Here is a 16,589-nt window from a genome sequence, read left to right as displayed (position 1 = left end):
ATGGTTCAGATTATCGCTGGTAAAGATAAAGGCAAGTCCGGTAAAATTATTGCTATCAACCATAAAAAAGGCGTTGTATACGTTGAAGGTCTTAACATGATCACCAAACATACAAAACCTTCTATGGCTAATCAGCAGGGCGGTATCATCCATACAGAAGGTCCTATCGATGCTTCAAACGTTATGTACCTTTACAATGGTAAGCCGGCAAGAATTCAGTATCAGATCGTTGACGGTAAAAAAGTTCGTGCAGCAAAGGTTAAAGATCAGGCTGCAGTAGTAATTGATTAATTGACGAAAGGAGGACATGACGGTGAACAGATTACAGGAAAAATACAACAATGAGATCGTTCCAGCAATGATCGAAAAGTTTGGTTATAAGAATATCATGCAGGTTCCAAAGCTCAATAAGATTGTTATCAACATGGGCGTTGGCGAAGCAAAAGACAACTCCAAAGTATTGGATTCAGCAGTTAAAGATCTTGAGATCATCGCAGGTCAGAAAGCTGTTGTCACAAAGGCTAAAAAATCTATCGCTAACTTCAAGATCAGAGAAGGCCTTCCAATCGGTTGTAAAGTAACATTAAGAGGCGAAAAAATGTATGATTTCGCAGATCGTCTGATCAACCTGGCACTGCCACGAGTACGTGACTTCAGAGGTGTCAGCGCAAACTCCTTCGATGGCAGAGGTAACTATGCCCTTGGTATCAAAGAGCAGCTGATCTTCCCTGAAATCGAATACGATAAGGTAGACAAAGTCAGAGGTATGGATGTTATCTTCGTTACAACAGCCAACACTGATGAAGAAGCTCGTGAATTAATCCGTTTATTCGGTATGCCATACGTAAAATAAGGAGGTAGTGTTTCATGGCTAAGACAGCAATGAAAATCAAACAGCAGCGCAAACCTAAATTCTCCACAAGAGAATACAATCGTTGCAGAATTTGCGGACGTCCACACGCTTACTTAAGAAAGTATGGTATCTGCAGAATTTGTTTCCGTGAATTAGCTTACAAGGGCGAAATTCCGGGTGTTAAGAAAGCAAGCTGGTAAGATTAGGAAGGGAGGAACCTTAGAATGACAGATCCAATCGCAGATATGCTGACAAGAATCCGTAATGCGAACACTGCAAAACATGATACAGTTGATGTTCCTGCATCAAAGATCAAAACAGAGATCGCAAGAATCCTTTTAGATGAAGGTTATATCAAAGCATACGAAATCGTAGAAGACGGCGTTGTTAAAACAATTAAGATCACACTGAAATATGGTGCTGATAAGAACCAGAAGGTTATCTCTGGACTTAAGAGAATCTCCAAACCTGGTCTTCGTGTGTACGCAGGTGTAGAAAATATGCCTAAGGTACTTGGCGGTTTAGGTATCGCTATTATTTCAACAAACAAAGGTATCGTTACAGATAAAGAAGCAAGAGCCATGAACGTTGGCGGCGAAGTTTTAGCATTTGTTTGGTAATTTATAAAATAGCAGAGCATAGGGCAAAGGGATGCGGATAAGCAAAACTGCTTATTCGGCCTGTGTGCAATGCAATTTGCTTTAAGAATCGCTTAAAGCTTGAAATCGATATTATATTCTAGTATAATATATAAGTCAAATTTACAAATCTACTGAAAACGGAGCGGAATGCTCCTGCAATTTAAGTAAGGAGGTACGGGCATGTCACGAATCGGAAGAATGCCAATCGCTATTCCTGCAGGCGTTACTGTTGAGATAGCAGAAAATAATAATGTGACTGTAAAAGGTCCTAAAGGAACTCTTGTTAGAGCTTTAGCACCTGAAATGGAGATTAAAATCGAAGATGGTCACGTTGTAGTTACAAGACCAAACGATTTAAAGAAGATGAAATCATTACACGGATTAACCAGAACACTGATCCACAACATGGTTGTTGGTGTTACTGAAGGTTACACAAAGAAACTTGAAGTAAACGGTGTAGGTTACAGAGCTCAGAAACAGGGTAAGACTCTTGTATTATCATTAGGTTATTCACATCCTGTAGAAATGACTGATCCGGAAGGTGTTACAACAACTCTTGAAGGTCAGAACATTATCATTGTATCAGGTATCGACAAAGAAAAAGTTGGCCAGTACGCTGCTGAAATCAGAGACAAGAGAAGACCTGAACCATATAAGGGCAAAGGTATCAAGTATGCTGATGAAGTAATCAGACGTAAGGTTGGTAAGACTGGTAAGAAATAATTAAAGGAGAGTGAATAGAATGGTTAACAAACAATCCAGAAGTGAGATTCGTGTTAAAAAACATAGAAGACTGCGTCATCATTTAGTAGGCACTGCACAGCGCCCACGTTTATCTGTGTTTAGAAGTAATAATCATATATACGCTCAGATTATCGACGATACTGTTGGTAATACACTTGTAGCTGCTTCCACAATGGAAAAGGCAATCAAAGACGAATTACAGTATACAGACAATGTTGCAGCTGCTGCAGCTGTAGGTACTGCTGTTGCTAAAAAGGCTCTTGAAAAAGGTATTACAGAAGTTGTCTTCGATAGAGGCGGATTTATTTATCAGGGTAAGATTCAGGCTTTAGCTGATGCAGCTAGAGAAGCTGGTCTTAAATTCTAGCACAGGGAGGAGAACACATGAAACGTACAATTATTGATGCTAGTCAATTAGAATTAACAGAAAAAGTAGTGTCAATTAAACGTGTAACTAAAGTTGTAAAAGGTGGACGTAACATGAGATTTGCAGCTTTAGTAGTTGTCGGTGACGGCAATGGACATGTTGGCGCTGGTTTAGGTAAAGCAACTGAAATTCCTGAAGCAATCCGCAAAGGAAAAGAAGATGCAATCAAGAAATTAATCGAAGTTCCACTTGATGAGAACTTAAGTATTACACATGATAATTTAGGAAAGTTCGGTGGTGCTTCCGTTCTCCTGAAGAGAGCTCCTCAGGGTACTGGTATCATCGCAGGTGGTCCTGCACGTAACGTGCTGGAACTTGCCGGCTACAAGAACATCCGTACAAAATCTCTTGGTTCCAACAACAAACAGAACGTTGTTCTTGCTACAATCGAGGGTCTCAGCAATCTTGTAACTCCAGAAGAAGTTGCTAAGAAGCGCGGCAAATCCATCGAAGAGATTTTAGGTTAAGGAGGCGTTTGTAATGGCAGAGAAATTAAAGATTACTTTAGTTAAATCTACAATTGGTGCAATTCCTAAACATAAAAAGACTGTTGAAGCTCTTGGTCTTAAGAAGCTGAACAAAACAGTTGAATTACCAGATAATGCAGCAACTAGAGGCATGGTTGCACAGGTTAAGCATTTAGTAAAAGTAGAAGAAATCTAATTCAGATTGCAAGGAGGTGCACGTAATGAACTTATCAGAATTAAAACCAGCTGCAGGTTCCACACACAGCGCTAACTTCAGAGTAGGCCGTGGTCATGGTTCAGGCAATGGCAAAACAGCAGGTAAGGGTCACAAAGGTCAGAAGGCACGTTCCGGCGCTCCAAGACCAGGTTTTGAAGGTGGCCAGATGCCTTTATACAGAAGACTTCCTAAGAGAGGCTTCACAAACAGAAATACAAAAGATATCGTAAGCATCAATATCACAGAATTAAACAGATTCGAAGATGGTGCTGTTGTTACAATCGAAACATTAGTTGAAAACGGCGTTATCAAAAACCCTAAAGATGGCGTTAAGATCCTTGGCAACGGTGAGCTTACGAAGAAATTAACAGTTAAAGCAAACGCATTCAGTGCGAGTGCTGCAGAAAAGATTCAGGCTCTTGGTGGAACTACAGAGGTGATCTAATGGCTAATACCAATTCAAATGGTGCAAGTCTCAAAAATATATTAAAGGTCCCTGAGATTCAGAAAAGACTTTTATTTACATTTTTGATTCTGGTTGTCGTCAGGTTTGGTGCTCAGATACCAATTCCTGGCGTAAGCCGGGATGTCTTTGCTTCATGGTTTGGCAACCAGTCAAATGGAGCAATGGATCTTTTTGATATGATGACAGGTGGTTCATTCAGCCAGATGTCAGTATTTGCACTGAGTATTACACCTTACATCACATCATCAATCATTATGCAGCTGATGACCATCATTATTCCTTCTCTCGAAGAGATGCAGAAGGATCAGGATGGACGTGAGAAGATGAAAGAGTATACTTTCTATCTTTCTATCGTATTAGCTGCCATCCAGTCTCTTGCTATGGGTATCGGATTCTACCGTGGTGGATATCTGGCATCTAAGAATGCACTGGGCCTGGTTATTGTAGTCGTTGCACTTGTTACAGGTGCTTGCGTACTGATTTATCTCGGTGAAGAAATCACTAAACATGGCGTCGGCAATGGTGTCTCCATGATCCTTTTATTCAACATCATTTCAAGACTGCCGCAGGATTTCAAAACACTGTATGATACATTCATGAGTGGTAAGAACATCGTGAAAGCGGGTCTTGCTCTCATCATTATTGTTGCTGTTATTCTGTTCATGTTTGTCTTTGTTGTTTATCTTCAGGACGCTTATATCAAGATTCCTGTACAGAACTCATCAAAGGTTCAGGGCAGACGCAGCGTGGGAAGCGTTGGCGATTATATTCCTTTCAAAGTGAATTCAGCAAACGTTATCCCTGTTATCTTTGCCGGTTCATTAATGTCACTGCCGAGTCTGATCACAACATTTGCTGGTAAGACACCAAGTGGTATTTTAGGTGAGATTATCAAAGTTCTGAATCAGAATAACTGGTTCAATATGTCGGCGCCGGTTTACAGTATTGGTGTTATCATCTATATTGTACTGGTTGTTGCTTTTGCTTATTTCTATACATCTATTACATTCAACCCTGTTGAAGTAGCGGAGCGTCTAAAGGAAAGAGGCAGTTTTATTCCGGGTCACAGACCTGGCAAACAGACAGCAGAATATCTGCAGTCTGTATCAAACAGCACCATTGTCATCGGCGCTGTTGGTCTTCTGATTGTTGCACTGGTACCTATTGTATTTTCAGGTTTATTCGGTGCCGATGTATCCTTTGGTGGTACATCATTGATCATTATTGTTGGTGTTATTATCGAAACAATCAGACAGATCGATTCAAAAGTTGAACAGAGACACTTGACTGGTATTTTCAGCAAGTAAGTTCGATTTTACAAAAGTTGTATAACAATGCAAAGATTCAGCGTTCGATTTATCGAAGGCTGAATACTTGCTGTTATAAAGTTACTATTAATCAATTGTTGGACATATGATTGGAGGATAATTATGAAAATAATTATGCTTGGAGCACCGGGTGCCGGTAAGGGTACTCAGGCTAAAATGATTGCCGAAAAATGCGGAATCCCACATATATCAACCGGAGATATCTTCAGAGCCAACATTAAGAATGGTACAGAACTGGGCGCAAAAGCCAAAGAATACATGGATAAGGGCCTTCTTGTACCGGACGAACTGGTCTGCGATCTCGTCGTTGATAGAATTCAACAAGCTGACTGTGAAAAAGGCTATATTCTGGATGGTTTCCCAAGAACAATTCCTCAGGCGGAAGCACTGGAAAATGCCCTTAATGCTATTGAACAAAAGCTGGATTATGCGATTGATATCGACGTTCCAGATGAGAATATAATCAATAGAATGTCCGGTCGCCGTGCTTGTGTTGGATGTGGAGCAACTTATCATGTGCTGTTCAATCCTACAAAGGTTGAAGGCAAATGTGATGTGTGCGGTGAATCGCTCATTCTCAGAGATGATGACAAACCGGAAACAGTTAAGAAACGTCTGGATGTTTATCATACTCAGACACAGCCATTGATTGACTTCTATACAGAAAGAAAAGTACTGGTTGAAGTAGACGGTACACAGTCAATGGACAAAGTCTTCGATGATATCATGAAGATTCTGGGAGAATAATATGGCAGTAACAGTAAAGTCTGAGAAGCAGATTGCACTTATGCGTGAAGCGGGAAGATTGCTGGCCATTACCCATGAGGAACTGCACAAAGCATTAAAGCCGGGAATGACAACACTTGATATAGACAGATTAGGAGAAGAGATTATCCGTGATTTCGGTTGCGTACCGAATTTCAAGAATTATAATGGATTTCCTGCTTCTATCTGTGTATCCATCAATGATGAAGTTGTTCACGGAATCCCTACTGATAAGAGAGTCCTGAAAGAAGGAGATATCGTCAGTCTGGATGCAGGGCTCATTTACAAAGGCTATCATTCAGATGCAGCCAGAACATGGGGAGTCGGAGAGATCAGTGCTGAAGCACAGAGACTCATTGATGTAACCAGGGAAAGCTTTTTTAAAGGTATCAGTTTTGCTAAAGAAGGGAATCATCTACATGAGATTTCCGCTGCTATTCAGGATTATGTTGAAGGAAACGGTTTTTCAGTTGTTCGTGACCTTGTAGGTCATGGCATTGGCACACATCTCCATGAAGATCCGGAGATACCGAATTTCCGTACAAAAGGAAGAGGTATCCGTTTAATGGCAGGTATGACATTGGCCATTGAACCAATGGTGAATGCCGGTACATGGGAAGTTGCCTATGAAGATGATGACTGGACGGTTGTAACAGATGACGGATCCTTATCTGCACATTATGAGAATACAATTCTTGTAACAAAAGATGGCTGTGAGATATTAACTCTTAGGTAAAGGGTGATGATGATGAAGAAGAAAGCGTTATCAGATAAATATCCGATTGGTCAGCTGGTGAGATCCAGACAGGGAAGAGATCAGAACAGACTTTATATTGTCACAGCAGTCGGGGACAGGAATCTTGATGCTGCAGATGGTACAAAGTGGACGGTTTCAAAACCCAAAAGAAAAAATCCTCTGCACCTGCAGAAGATTAACATCCGTATGGATGCAGAGATTACCGATGCAGATATAGTAAAAATTATTCAAACCTTTGAAAACAGGAAAGAAAATCAGGAGGACAAATAAATGTCAAAAGCAGATGTCATCGAAGTTGAAGGCGTAGTTGTTGAGAAACTGCCAAATGCCATGTTCAAAGTTGAACTTGAGAACAAACATGTTGTACTGGCACATATCAGCGGCAAGCTCAGAATGAACTTTATTAAAATCTTACCAGGAGATAAGGTAACGATTGAACTTTCTCCATATGATCTGACTAAGGGTAGAATTATTTGGAGAGATAAGTAAAATTAAAAAAACTGCTTGATTTCTATATTTTCATATGATATAATAGTCGGCGAGCGTTCTAAAATGGAATGAGCAGCCGGTACATGGCCACCGTTCTAAGAGGAACGGGGTTGCGTATGTGGATGTACATTCTATGAAAGGAGAGATTTATAATGAAGGTAAGATCTTCTGTAAAGCCTATCTGCGAGAAATGCAAGGTTATCAAGAGAAAAGGAAGCATCAGAATTATCTGCGAAAATCCTAAACACAAACAGAGACAGGGTTAATTTTACTCTGTATTTCTGTCTGTAGTAACACAATTGCCTTATTCCGGGCAATCGAAGTTATGCGGCTGCAGTGGGATACACCTGGATGGGTGTAAGCCTCACTATTATATATAATTGATCATAACAGATCACGTATCGTCATGACCGTCAAAATGACGATATTATTTACTAATATAAAGAACAAGAATGAATAATAAGAACAGTGGGAGGCGCTGTAAGCATTTCACCACACATAGTAATATGTGTGTTACAGTTTTGCCCCTGTTTAGGACAACTATCGGAGGTGTAATTACATGGCTCGTATCAGTGGTGTTGACTTACCAAGAGATAAACGAATTGAAATCGGCCTTACTTATGTATATGGTATCGGTAGAGCAACTTCAAATCGCCTTTTAAAGGAAGCTGGTGTTAATCCAGACACTCGTGTTAGAGACTTAACAGATGAAGAAGTTGGTAAAATCCGTGATGCAATCGATGCAGACAGCATCTTAATCGAAGGTGATCTTCGTAGAGAGATTGCTATTAATATCAAGAGATTACAGGAAATTGGTTGCTACAGAGGCATCCGTCACAGAAAAGGTCTTCCAGTTCGTGGTCAGAAGACAAAGACAAACGCAAGAACTCGTAAGGGTCCTAAGAAGACAGTAGCAAACAAGAAGAAGTAATTCAGGAGGTTAATGATCAATGGCTAAGAAAGTGACAAAGAAAGTTACAAAGAAGCGTGTCAGAAAAAACGTTGAACGTGGTCAGGCACATATTCAGTCATCTTTTAATAATACAATTGTTACACTTACAGATACAGAAGGCAATGCTTTATCATGGGCAAGTGCTGGTGGTCTTGGCTTCAGAGGCAGCCGTAAGTCAACTCCTTATGCTGCACAGATGGCAGCAGAGACAGCTGCAAAGGCTGCACTTATTCATGGTCTGAAGTCAGTAGAAGTTATGGTTAAGGGTCCTGGTTCAGGTCGTGAGGCCGCAATCCGTGCATTACAGGCATGCGGTATTGAAGTTACAAGCATCAGAGACGTAACACCTGTTCCTCATAACGGATGCCGTCCGCCAAAACGCAGAAGAGTCTAATAGGAGGGTGTAATAGATATGGCTAGAGAAATGGTTCCAGTTTTAAAAAGATGTAGAAGCCTTGGACTTGACCCACTCTACCTTGGTGTAGATAAGAAGTCCAACAGACAGTCTATTAGAGGCAATAGAAAGAAATCCGAGTACGGTAATCAGTTAAGAGAAAAACAGAAAGCTAAATTCATCTATGGTGTTCTGGAAAAACCTTTCAGAAACTACTTTGCTAAAGCAAGCCAGATGAAAGGCCAGACAGGTGAAAACCTGATGGTTATGCTTGAATGCCGTCTTGATAATATTATTTTCAGACTTGGTTTTGCAAGAACACGTAAAGAAGCAAGACAGATCGTAGATCACAAACATGTTTCCGTAAACGGCAAGCTTGTTAATATTCCTTCTTATCAGGTAAAACCTGGCGATGTTGTTGAAATCAGAGAAAAATTCAAAACTTCACAGAGATATAAAGACATCCTTGAGATGGCTGGCGGCAGAATGGTTCCTGAATGGCTTGAAGCAGATCAGGAAAACCTGAAAGGTGAAGTTAAAGCTCTTCCATTAAGAGAGCAGATTGATGTTCCTGTTGACGAAATGCTTATCGTTGAGTTGTATTCTAAATAATAATTTTTAGCTTGTTTGACAGGCTGATGGACTACCCTCAATTAGTTTCAAACCCATAAAGGAGGGCCAATTTAGTGTTTTATTTTGAAAAACCGAAAATAGAGATTGCAGATATATCAGAAGATAACAAATACGGACGTTTTGTAGTTGAGCCTTTAGAGAGAGGCTACGGAATTACTCTTGGTAATTCCTTAAGAAGAATTATGCTTTCCTCTCTTCCAGGTGCTGCTGTCAGTCATGTAAAGATTGACGGTGTTGTCCATGAATTCAGTGCAATTCCTGGCGTTAAGGAAGACGTTACTGAGATTATCATGAACATCAAAAGTCTGGCAATCAAGAATACAAGTCTGACCAATGAGCCAAAATTAGCTTATATTGAATACGAAGGCGAAGGCGTCGTTACAGCGGCCGATATTCAGGTTGATCAGGATATCGAAATCATGAATCCGGATCAGGTGATCGCTACATTAAGTGGCGGTGCTGATTGCAAACTCTACATGGAGCTTACAATTACAAAGGGCAGAGGTTATGTCAGCTCAGATAAGAATAAGAGCGATGATTTACCAATCGGAGTACTTGCTGTAGATTCTATCTATACACCTGTTGAGCGTGTCAATATGACTGTTGAGAATACACGTGTAGGTCAGGTGACAGATTATGACAAACTCACTCTTGATGTCTATACAAATGGTACACTTGGACCAGACGAGGCTGTCAGTCTTGCTGCCAAAGTGTTGAGCGATCATCTGAATCTTTTCATTGATCTTTCTGAAAATGCCAAGACTGCAGAAGTTATGGTAGAAAAAGAAGACAATGAGAAAGAAAAAGTTCTTGAAATGAATATTGATGAGCTTGAATTATCCGTTCGTTCATATAACTGCCTGAAACGTGCTGGTATCAATACGGTTGAGGAGTTAACAAACAGAACAGCTGAAGATATGATGAAGGTAAGAAATCTTGGACGTAAATCACTTGAAGAAGTTCTTGCCAAACTGAAAGAACTTGGACTTCAGCTGAATCCGAGTGACGAATAATTCGCTCCGTTAGAATTTATCGATTTTTAAGGAGGATATACAATGGCAGGCTATAGAAAACTTGGAAGAACTTCCAGTCAGCGTAAAGCTTTGCTCAGAAATCAGGTAACTGATCTGTTATGCTACGGCAAGATTAAGACTACTGAAGCAAAAGCAAAAGAAATCAGAAAGATTGCCGAAGGCTTAATTGCACTTGGTGTTAAAGAAAAAGATAACTTTGATGAAGTAACTGTTCAGGCTAAGGTTGTTCGTAAGGACGCTAACGGCAAAAGAGTAAAAGAAGATGGCAAAGTTGTTTTTGATACAGTTGAAAAGACAATCAAAAAAGACAGACCATCCCGTTTACATGCTAGAAAGCAGATGGCAAAGGTTCTTTACACAAGAAAAGACATTCCTGCAGCTGCTGCTAAGAGAAAAGCCAATACAAAAGAAATCAATCTTCAGGATAAGTTATTTGGTGAATTAGCTGAGAAGTATGCTACACGTAACGGTGGTTATACAAGAATCGTCAAGATCGGTGAACGTAAAGGCGATGCAGCTATGGAAGTTATCATCGAATTAGTTTAATTCGGTTTGACTTAAATTCTGATAGACATATTGAAGGGGCTGTTGTAAGATATGCTTAGGCATATCTTACAGGGCCTCTTTTCTTTTTGGTTATTTGGAAGTTTTTTACATGCATTGGGGTGTATGGGCAAAGGGTGTCAACTGTACGAAGCGCTTATGAAGAATTGCCAAATGACTGAAAAGGACAGAGATTTTATAGGAGGAGTAAACATGGAAAAGATTATCCGGGCGCTGCATCTGATCCACGATTATGTGCAGAAGGATGAGAATGGCAATATTGAGTCTAAAAACAGAGTTCTGTGGGATATTTCTGTGGATATAGAGGCAGGAAGTTTTGTTGTTTTACTGGGACATAACGGTTCAGGCAAATCAACACTTGCCAGACATCTGAATGCATTGCTTCAGCCAACAGAAGGAACCGTATGGATTAACGGGCATGACACAAAAGAGCAAAGAGAATGGCTGGAGATAAGAAAGACCGCAGGAATGGTTTTTCAGAATCCGGATAATCAAATTATCGCCAGTGTTGTGGAGGAGGATGTGGCATTCGGTCCTGAAAATATGGGCGTGCCTACGGAAGAAATATGGCAGCGTGTGGCAAAGAGTCTGGAGAGTGTAGATATGACAGCTTATCGGTATCATTCGCCGAATAAATTGTCAGGCGGTCAGAAACAGCGAATTGCTATTGCTGGCATTATGGCTATGAGGCCTTCCTGTATGGTATTGGATGAGGCAACAGCTATGCTGGATCCGTCAGGCCGAAGAGAGGTTCTGGAGGCTGTACATCGCCTAAATAAAGAAGAGAAAGTAACCGTTATCCTGATCACCCATCATATGGATGAGGCGGTGGATGCAGATCGTGTACTTGTTATGGATCAGGGGCAGATTGCCATGGATGGCACGCCAAAAGAGGTTTTTTCCAGAGTAGAGGAGCTTCAGAAATTGGAGCTGGATGTTCCCCAGATCACGGAGTTAGCCTGGCAGCTGAAACAGCAGGGAATGCCTTTTTCCGACGGTATTCTGACCCAGGAACAGTTTATTCATGAATTAGAACAGATTTTGCAGCCTGGGGGAAAGGGGACGGAACATGTCGCAGATTCGATTTGAGAATGTTAATTATATATATAGTGGCGGAACCACTTTTGAGAAACAGGCTCTGAAAGATGTTAGTTTCGCTGTTGAATCAGGTAGCTTTATCGGGGTGATCGGCCATACCGGATCCGGTAAGTCAACGCTGATCCAGCATATGAACGGATTAATCAGGCCAACCTCCGGCAAAATTTATTTTCACGATGAGGACATCACAGCGGATGGCTACAAGAAAAAGGAATTGCGGTCGAAAGTCGGTATTGTTTTTCAGTATCCGGAATATCAGCTATTTGAAATTGATGTACTGACGGATGTGGCTTTTGGGCCGAAGAATCTGGGATTATCTCAGGAAGAGTCCAGAATGCGGGCGATCGATGCGCTTCAGCTGGTGGGCATCAAAGAAGAACAATATACCTTATCACCTTTTGAATTATCAGGCGGTCAGAAACGCCGTGTGGCCATTGCAGGTGTTCTGGCGATGCAGCCGGAAGTGTTGATTCTTGATGAACCGGCGGCTGGATTAGACCCGGGAAGTCGGAAAGAGATCCTGGATACGATTGTGCATTTATACAGAGAAACCGGGATGACGGTTATATTATCTTCGCATTCTATGGAGGATATGGCGGAATACGCTGAGAGATTGCTTGTAATGAATCAGGGAGAACTGGTCATGGACGGCTTACCGCATGAAATTTTTGGTCGTTATAAGGAATTAGAGAAAATGGGACTTTCTGCGCCGAAGATGACCTATCTTATGCACAGTCTTGCGGGAAAAGGTTATGACTTATCCACAGATATCTTGACTGTATCCGATGCAGCAGAGGAAATTCTGAATTTATGGAGGAAGACGAGAATGGAGGACGGCGAGAAATGATACGAGACATAACCATTGGACAATATTATCCCCAGTCTTCCGTGATCCATCGTCTGGACCCGAGAGTAAAACTGCTTGGAACGGTTTTGTTTGTCATATCTGTTTTTTTGATTCACAGTGTTCCGGCTTTTATCATTGTGACGGCAGCGATGGTAGCTTTGATTGCGCTGTCAAAAGTACCGGTGAGCTTTATGCTGAAAGGGTTAAAATCCATTTTTATGATTATTCTCTTAACCTTTTGTTTCAGCCTTTTTCTGACGCCGGGAGACAGTTTATTCAAGATCGGTTTTTTGAATGCAACTGAACAGGGATTAAAGACAGGTCTTTATATGGTCATGCGTCTGAGTTATCTGATTATTGGCTCATCTCTGATGACATTGACCACAACACCGAACCAGCTGACAGATGGTCTTGAAAAAGGGTTGGGCTGTTTAAACAGGGTGCATGTGCCGGTACATGAGGTGGCGATGATGATGTCTATTGCCCTTCGATTTATTCCGATTTTACTGGAAGAAATGGACAGAATCATGAAGGCACAGCAGGCCAGAGGGGCAGACTTTGAGAGTGGTAATCTGATTCAGAGAGCAAAAGGGCTTGTACCGCTTCTGGTGCCGCTTTTTATCGCCGCAATTCGACGCGCCAATGATCTGGCTATGGCCATGGAAGCACGCTGTTATCACGGCGGACAGGGCCGTACAAAGATGAAGCCGCTGCATTATGAGAAAAGAGACCGGACGGCTTATTTGCTAATGGCTGTTTATATGATTGCCATTTGTGTGCTGAGAGGAGTGATGTAACTGTGCATAGAATTAAACTGACGGTGGCTTATGACGGCACAAACTACTGCGGATGGCAGGTGCAGCCGAATGGTGTTTCTATACAGTCAACACTTCAAAAAGCCATAGAAAATCTTCTTGGGGAGAAAACCGATGTGACAGGCGCCAGCCGGACGGATTCCGGGGTGCATGCCCTTGGACAGGTGGCGGTTTTTGACACAGACAAAAATATTCCTGACTGGAAATATGCCCTAGCCATTAATCAGCGTCTTCCAAAGGATATTGTGGTGCAGAAATCCGAGGAAGTGCCTTTGGATTTTCATCCCCGCTATACGGATGTGGAGAAAACATATGAATACCGGATTCTTAATCGGCGGACTCAGCTGCCGAAAGAGCGTTTATACAGTTATTTTGTCCCGAAAAAGCTGAATGTGGACAAGATGCGTGAAGCCGGTGTTTATCTGGTTGGTGAACATGATTTTAAATCCTTTTGTTCACAGAAGACAAAGGTGCTGAGTACTGTAAGAACTATCTATTCCCTTGAACTGATTGAAGAAGGAGATATTGTGACACTGCGTGTCAGCGGCAATGGCTTTCTGTACAATATGGTGCGTATTATCGCCGGTGTATTGATTAAGGTCGGACTGGAACAGAAAGAACCGGAGGAAGTCAGGGAAGCGGTGGAGCATCCGATGGGAAAGGCTGCGGGACCAACGGCGCCTGCACACGGATTGACACTGGTGGAGATTAAGTATCTATCAAATTGAACAGGTATCCATAAAACAAGCGACTGCTTCATGTCATTTTGAAGCAGTCGCTTGTTTTAATCAGTGGATCAGTTCTGCTTTTCGCATGTGACAATATCTTTGCCGGAGTATGCAATGTGAACGTTATCACCTTTTTTCAACAGCAGCATGTCCTCGTGGGAGGCTGCCTTTGCACGATAAAGGGTATCATTTTCGCTAATCAGATAGATGTAAGTGTTACCGTTGATATCGATGTATTTGATATCCGTAATGGTAAGATTGGTTTCGGCATCTGCAACAGTTGGTTCAGAGACGTCGCTACTGTCTGTGACGTTGTTAGGAGCGTCGTTATCAGTACTGGTACTGTTGTCAGGCTGATTGTTGTTATTGTCAGCACTGCCACTTTCTATGCCAAGAAGCTGTTTGTATCTGTTCAGACATTCGGTCTGGGAGGAAGCGGTTGTAACGATATTATATTGTTCCACATTAACGGCTGCATAAAGTTTTACAAGACCGCTGGCGTCCTTTAAGACCATAATATAGGTCGGATGGCCTTCTACATTGATCAGGGACGGGAAACTGGCCTGATAACCTTTCTCCTGCACTTCACCTTCGGCGGCTGCCATCGCTGACTTTTCATCAGCACCGGCGATACTGTAATAATGGGCCTCACCCGTTCGCTCGTTGGCAAGTAAGAAACCAATATTGGAGCGGTCATCATTGACGGATGTGACACCTGTATAGATCCATATATCGCCATTTTTGGAAACATAACCATAATCAGAAACAGGGACATCGTCGTTTTCATCATCTTCATCTGCTTCATAAGTCGTGACCCGTTTGCAACCTTTTTTGCCAATCAGACTGTTCATGAAGCCGTTCTTAAGCGTACCGAACCAGTTGTATTGACGGCAAAGAAGATCTCCGTCCACAACAACATCGACCCAGTTTGGAACAACTGAAAGTGCATAGTGTGTCAGCTCGCCGGTTGATGGGTTCAGCGTAATCGCTCCCGTGACAGTCTGACCACCGAACAGAGAAATTGTATTTTTGTAAACGGACATCACGTAATAAGGCTGTCCCTGCTCATCTATCTCAAAGTGAAGATTACCAAGGAGCAGCGTCGGATAGTGGAAACGGATATACCTTGCAGCATCCTCATAGAAATAAGCGGATGGTACATACGTCATCGGCTGGCTGCATTGTACATAGGAGGCCGACATGGACACTGGATTAACTGTAACATAGCCAGGGACGCCATCGGATTTATTTCCAATCCATTTAAAGAAACCGGCATAGTCGAGTGCAGCGACTTTGGCGGGTTTTCCATTATAATCAATCTGTGTGTAGTCATCAGAAACATTGAACTGGCTGACGACATTAGATAAAGAACCGATTTCTCTGTCTCCGAGCATTCTTGCAGAGGCTGTGTCCATGAGGGCAATAGAGTCTGTGCCGAGAGATTCAGATAAATCATCAGAAAAGACAGCATCCTCTACATTGAGGATTGCGGCATATTTGTGTGACGAAAAAACAGGTGAACCGCTGAGTGCAATCAACAGCAATGCGATAATTGCAATGAGTGGAAGGATGAAAAAAATGCCTTCATGTCCGCAGACATCTTTCCAGGTTTTTTGACCGGCAGCCTGATCCTGCATACGCCCGGCAGCTGCACTGCAAATAGTCAGTGATTTCAGAGCTGCAAAGACAAACAGTGCAATGATCAGTGTCAGCCAGAAAGCAATGGACTGTGGATTCAATGGTGTCAGAAAGAAATAAAAGCTGATAAATGCAATGACGATGACACCAATCAGACCGTTTATAACAGCATGCGCCTGGACAGAAGCGTAGGATTGGTGACGCTTCTTAGAATAGTTTTTTTTGATATTCATATCTTTTAAGTACTCCTTTACGTTGTTACACACTATTATAGCTGATAATAAATGAGAAAGACAGAGAGAATTAAGGGGAATAAAGCACCTTATCTAGCGAATGATGAGAATTGACGGATGAAGAGGTATTGGTTGATAAGAGTAGCAGAGATCAGAGGTGTGACGTTTTCTTAACAATATGGAAGCACTTTGTGTCGTGTCAGATTTAATACAGGTAACAAAAAACGCATATAAAATAAAAATAAATCAAAAAAACTGTTGACAATTCAAATCTAAGATGATATTATATACAAGCTGTCAGTGAGAACAACGCGAAACAGCAAGTTTTTCATCAGATCAAAAAGAAATTTGGAAATAAATGAAAAAAGTTGTTGACAAACTTCAAGAGATTTGATAAAATGATTGAGTCGCTCAGAGAGCGATACATGAACTTTGATAATTGAACAACAAAACAATCCCGAAAATTCCTAAAAAGAATTTTTAAGAACACAAACCAAAG

25 protein-coding genes are annotated in these 16,589 nt (G+C 41.6%); 24 read left to right on the top strand and 1 reads right to left on the bottom strand.

What is annotated here, in order from left to right; all coding sequences use genetic code 11:
- The 24 genes from rplX to truA all read left to right on the top strand — a co-directional run.
- Positions 1–291, top strand: a 291-nt coding sequence (gene rplX / locus WMO25_RS05760) for a 50S ribosomal protein L24 (RefSeq protein ID WP_349084543.1), incomplete at its 5' end; no start/stop codon positions are given.
- A gap of 22 nt (positions 292–313) precedes the next feature.
- Positions 314–853 carry a 50S ribosomal protein L5 gene (rplE, locus tag WMO25_RS05755; RefSeq protein WP_117540819.1) on the top strand — a complete coding sequence of 180 codons (540 nt, stop codon included), beginning with the start codon at positions 314–316 and terminating at the stop codon, positions 851–853.
- Positions 854–867: 14 nt separating this feature from the next.
- Entirely contained in the window at positions 868–1,053 is a 186-nt protein-coding gene (locus WMO25_RS05750; protein WP_215632355.1) for a type Z 30S ribosomal protein S14, read from the top strand.
- A 24-nt stretch (positions 1,054–1,077) separates the two neighbouring features.
- Positions 1,078–1,473 (top strand): 30S ribosomal protein S8, encoded by a 396-nt coding sequence (gene rpsH / locus WMO25_RS05745; protein WP_117527654.1) that lies wholly within the window; start codon positions 1,078–1,080, stop codon positions 1,471–1,473.
- A 201-nt stretch (positions 1,474–1,674) separates the two neighbouring features.
- Positions 1,675–2,217, top strand: coding sequence for a 50S ribosomal protein L6 (gene rplF, locus WMO25_RS05740; protein WP_015513748.1), 543 nt, complete (start codon positions 1,675–1,677; stop codon positions 2,215–2,217).
- Between the two features lie 19 nt (positions 2,218–2,236).
- The gene (rplR, locus tag WMO25_RS05735; protein WP_015513747.1) at positions 2,237–2,605 is read left to right on the top strand and encodes a 50S ribosomal protein L18; all 369 of its coding nucleotides are present in this window, start codon (positions 2,237–2,239) and stop codon (positions 2,603–2,605) included.
- Between the two features lie 17 nt (positions 2,606–2,622).
- Complete coding sequence (rpsE, locus tag WMO25_RS05730) at positions 2,623–3,132, top strand: 30S ribosomal protein S5 (RefSeq protein ID WP_015513746.1); 510 nt, start codon at positions 2,623–2,625, stop codon at positions 3,130–3,132.
- Between the two features lie 13 nt (positions 3,133–3,145).
- Entirely contained in the window at positions 3,146–3,328 is a 183-nt protein-coding gene (gene rpmD / locus WMO25_RS05725; RefSeq protein WP_015513745.1) for a 50S ribosomal protein L30, read from the top strand.
- Between the two features lie 25 nt (positions 3,329–3,353).
- Entirely contained in the window at positions 3,354–3,794 is a 441-nt protein-coding gene (gene rplO, locus WMO25_RS05720; protein WP_215690607.1) for a 50S ribosomal protein L15, read from the top strand.
- Positions 3,794–5,122 carry a preprotein translocase subunit SecY gene (gene secY, locus WMO25_RS05715; RefSeq protein ID WP_349084540.1) on the top strand — a complete coding sequence of 443 codons (1,329 nt, stop codon included), beginning with the start codon at positions 3,794–3,796 and terminating at the stop codon, positions 5,120–5,122. The genes rplO and secY overlap by 1 nt, the downstream gene beginning before the upstream one ends.
- A 123-nt stretch (positions 5,123–5,245) precedes the next feature.
- A complete protein-coding gene (locus WMO25_RS05710; RefSeq protein WP_015513742.1) occupies positions 5,246–5,890 on the top strand; it encodes an adenylate kinase in 645 nt (214 codons plus the stop codon).
- A 1-nt stretch (position 5,891) separates the two neighbouring features.
- Entirely contained in the window at positions 5,892–6,644 is a 753-nt protein-coding gene (map, locus tag WMO25_RS05705) for a type I methionyl aminopeptidase (protein WP_015513741.1), read from the top strand.
- A gap of 6 nt (positions 6,645–6,650) precedes the next feature.
- Positions 6,651–6,935: a KOW domain-containing RNA-binding protein gene (locus WMO25_RS05700; protein ID WP_147322305.1), complete on the top strand. Its 285-nt coding sequence runs from the start codon at positions 6,651–6,653 to the stop codon at positions 6,933–6,935.
- Positions 6,936–7,154, top strand: coding sequence for a translation initiation factor IF-1 (infA, locus tag WMO25_RS05695; protein WP_015513739.1), 219 nt, complete (start codon positions 6,936–6,938; stop codon positions 7,152–7,154).
- A gap of 152 nt (positions 7,155–7,306) precedes the next feature.
- Positions 7,307–7,420 carry a 50S ribosomal protein L36 gene (rpmJ, locus tag WMO25_RS05690; RefSeq protein ID WP_003022746.1) on the top strand — a complete coding sequence of 38 codons (114 nt, stop codon included), beginning with the start codon at positions 7,307–7,309 and terminating at the stop codon, positions 7,418–7,420.
- Positions 7,421–7,713: 293 nt separating this feature from the next.
- Positions 7,714–8,085 carry a 30S ribosomal protein S13 gene (gene rpsM / locus WMO25_RS05685; protein ID WP_015513738.1) on the top strand — a complete coding sequence of 124 codons (372 nt, stop codon included), beginning with the start codon at positions 7,714–7,716 and terminating at the stop codon, positions 8,083–8,085.
- Between the two features lie 19 nt (positions 8,086–8,104).
- Positions 8,105–8,500 (top strand): 30S ribosomal protein S11, encoded by a 396-nt coding sequence (gene rpsK / locus WMO25_RS05680; RefSeq protein ID WP_015513737.1) that lies wholly within the window; start codon positions 8,105–8,107, stop codon positions 8,498–8,500.
- Between the two features lie 18 nt (positions 8,501–8,518).
- Positions 8,519–9,112, top strand: a complete 594-nt coding sequence (gene rpsD / locus WMO25_RS05675; RefSeq protein ID WP_015513736.1) for a 30S ribosomal protein S4 — start codon at positions 8,519–8,521, stop codon at positions 9,110–9,112.
- A gap of 74 nt (positions 9,113–9,186) precedes the next feature.
- Positions 9,187–10,146 (top strand): DNA-directed RNA polymerase subunit alpha, encoded by a 960-nt coding sequence (locus WMO25_RS05670; RefSeq protein WP_349084539.1) that lies wholly within the window; start codon positions 9,187–9,189, stop codon positions 10,144–10,146.
- A 42-nt stretch (positions 10,147–10,188) separates the two neighbouring features.
- On the top strand, positions 10,189–10,713 hold the full coding sequence (locus WMO25_RS05665) for a bL17 family ribosomal protein (protein WP_015513735.1): 525 nt from the start codon (positions 10,189–10,191) through the stop codon (positions 10,711–10,713).
- 210 nt (positions 10,714–10,923) lie between these two features.
- Positions 10,924–11,820: an energy-coupling factor transporter ATPase gene (locus WMO25_RS05660; protein ID WP_349084537.1), complete on the top strand. Its 897-nt coding sequence runs from the start codon at positions 10,924–10,926 to the stop codon at positions 11,818–11,820.
- Entirely contained in the window at positions 11,801–12,676 is an 876-nt protein-coding gene (locus WMO25_RS05655; protein WP_250799595.1) for an energy-coupling factor transporter ATPase, read from the top strand. The genes WMO25_RS05660 and WMO25_RS05655 overlap by 20 nt, the downstream gene beginning before the upstream one ends.
- Positions 12,673–13,473: an energy-coupling factor transporter transmembrane component T family protein gene (locus tag WMO25_RS05650; protein WP_349084536.1), complete on the top strand. Its 801-nt coding sequence runs from the start codon at positions 12,673–12,675 to the stop codon at positions 13,471–13,473. Before WMO25_RS05655 ends, WMO25_RS05650 begins: the two co-directional genes overlap by 4 nt.
- Positions 13,474–13,475: 2 nt before the next feature.
- Positions 13,476–14,219 carry a tRNA pseudouridine(38-40) synthase TruA gene (truA, locus tag WMO25_RS05645; protein ID WP_227082000.1) on the top strand — a complete coding sequence of 248 codons (744 nt, stop codon included), beginning with the start codon at positions 13,476–13,478 and terminating at the stop codon, positions 14,217–14,219.
- A 68-nt stretch (positions 14,220–14,287) separates the two neighbouring features.
- On the opposite strand, the gene WMO25_RS05640 is transcribed toward truA, so the two are convergent.
- Positions 14,288–16,090 (bottom strand): hypothetical protein, encoded by a 1,803-nt coding sequence (locus WMO25_RS05640; protein ID WP_349084534.1) that lies wholly within the window; start codon positions 16,088–16,090, stop codon positions 14,288–14,290.
- Positions 16,091–16,589: the final 499 nt, after the last annotated feature.

The organism is Coprococcus intestinihominis, from assembly GCF_040096555.1.
GTDB lineage: Bacteria > Bacillota > Clostridia > Lachnospirales > Lachnospiraceae > Coprococcus_A > Coprococcus_A intestinihominis.
The sequence above is the reverse complement of the archived record's forward strand: the minus strand, read 5'-3'. Positions and strand labels throughout refer to the sequence as shown.

What these genes read in the sequence shown, in the direction of transcription:
- rpmJ (WP_003022746.1), top strand. Translation starts at nt 7,307, where the DNA reads ATGAAGGTAAGATCTTCTGTAAAGCCTATCTGCGAGAAATGCAAGGTT.
- infA (WP_015513739.1), top strand. Translation starts at nt 6,936, where the DNA reads ATGTCAAAAGCAGATGTCATCGAAGTTGAAGGCGTAGTTGTTGAGAAA.
- map (WP_015513741.1), top strand. Translation starts at nt 5,892, where the DNA reads ATGGCAGTAACAGTAAAGTCTGAGAAGCAGATTGCACTTATGCGTGAA.
- WMO25_RS05660 (WP_349084537.1), top strand. Translation starts at nt 10,924, where the DNA reads ATGGAAAAGATTATCCGGGCGCTGCATCTGATCCACGATTATGTGCAG.
- rpsK (WP_015513737.1), top strand. Translation starts at nt 8,105, where the DNA reads ATGGCTAAGAAAGTGACAAAGAAAGTTACAAAGAAGCGTGTCAGAAAA.
- rpsD (WP_015513736.1), top strand. Translation starts at nt 8,519, where the DNA reads ATGGCTAGAGAAATGGTTCCAGTTTTAAAAAGATGTAGAAGCCTTGGA.
- rpmD (WP_015513745.1), top strand. Translation starts at nt 3,146, where the DNA reads ATGGCAGAGAAATTAAAGATTACTTTAGTTAAATCTACAATTGGTGCA.
- rpsM (WP_015513738.1), top strand. Translation starts at nt 7,714, where the DNA reads ATGGCTCGTATCAGTGGTGTTGACTTACCAAGAGATAAACGAATTGAA.
- rpsE (WP_015513746.1), top strand. Translation starts at nt 2,623, where the DNA reads ATGAAACGTACAATTATTGATGCTAGTCAATTAGAATTAACAGAAAAA.
- secY (WP_349084540.1), top strand. Translation starts at nt 3,794, where the DNA reads ATGGCTAATACCAATTCAAATGGTGCAAGTCTCAAAAATATATTAAAG.
- WMO25_RS05655 (WP_250799595.1), top strand. Translation starts at nt 11,801, where the DNA reads ATGTCGCAGATTCGATTTGAGAATGTTAATTATATATATAGTGGCGGA.
- WMO25_RS05640 (WP_349084534.1), bottom strand. Translation starts at nt 16,090, where the DNA reads ATGAATATCAAAAAAAACTATTCTAAGAAGCGTCACCAATCCTACGCT.
- rpsH (WP_117527654.1), top strand. Translation starts at nt 1,078, where the DNA reads ATGACAGATCCAATCGCAGATATGCTGACAAGAATCCGTAATGCGAAC.
- rplF (WP_015513748.1), top strand. Translation starts at nt 1,675, where the DNA reads ATGTCACGAATCGGAAGAATGCCAATCGCTATTCCTGCAGGCGTTACT.
- rplR (WP_015513747.1), top strand. Translation starts at nt 2,237, where the DNA reads ATGGTTAACAAACAATCCAGAAGTGAGATTCGTGTTAAAAAACATAGA.
- WMO25_RS05700 (WP_147322305.1), top strand. Translation starts at nt 6,651, where the DNA reads ATGATGATGAAGAAGAAAGCGTTATCAGATAAATATCCGATTGGTCAG.
- WMO25_RS05650 (WP_349084536.1), top strand. Translation starts at nt 12,673, where the DNA reads ATGATACGAGACATAACCATTGGACAATATTATCCCCAGTCTTCCGTG.
- rplO (WP_215690607.1), top strand. Translation starts at nt 3,354, where the DNA reads ATGAACTTATCAGAATTAAAACCAGCTGCAGGTTCCACACACAGCGCT.
- WMO25_RS05710 (WP_015513742.1), top strand. Translation starts at nt 5,246, where the DNA reads ATGAAAATAATTATGCTTGGAGCACCGGGTGCCGGTAAGGGTACTCAG.
- WMO25_RS05665 (WP_015513735.1), top strand. Translation starts at nt 10,189, where the DNA reads ATGGCAGGCTATAGAAAACTTGGAAGAACTTCCAGTCAGCGTAAAGCT.
- WMO25_RS05750 (WP_215632355.1), top strand. Translation starts at nt 868, where the DNA reads ATGGCTAAGACAGCAATGAAAATCAAACAGCAGCGCAAACCTAAATTC.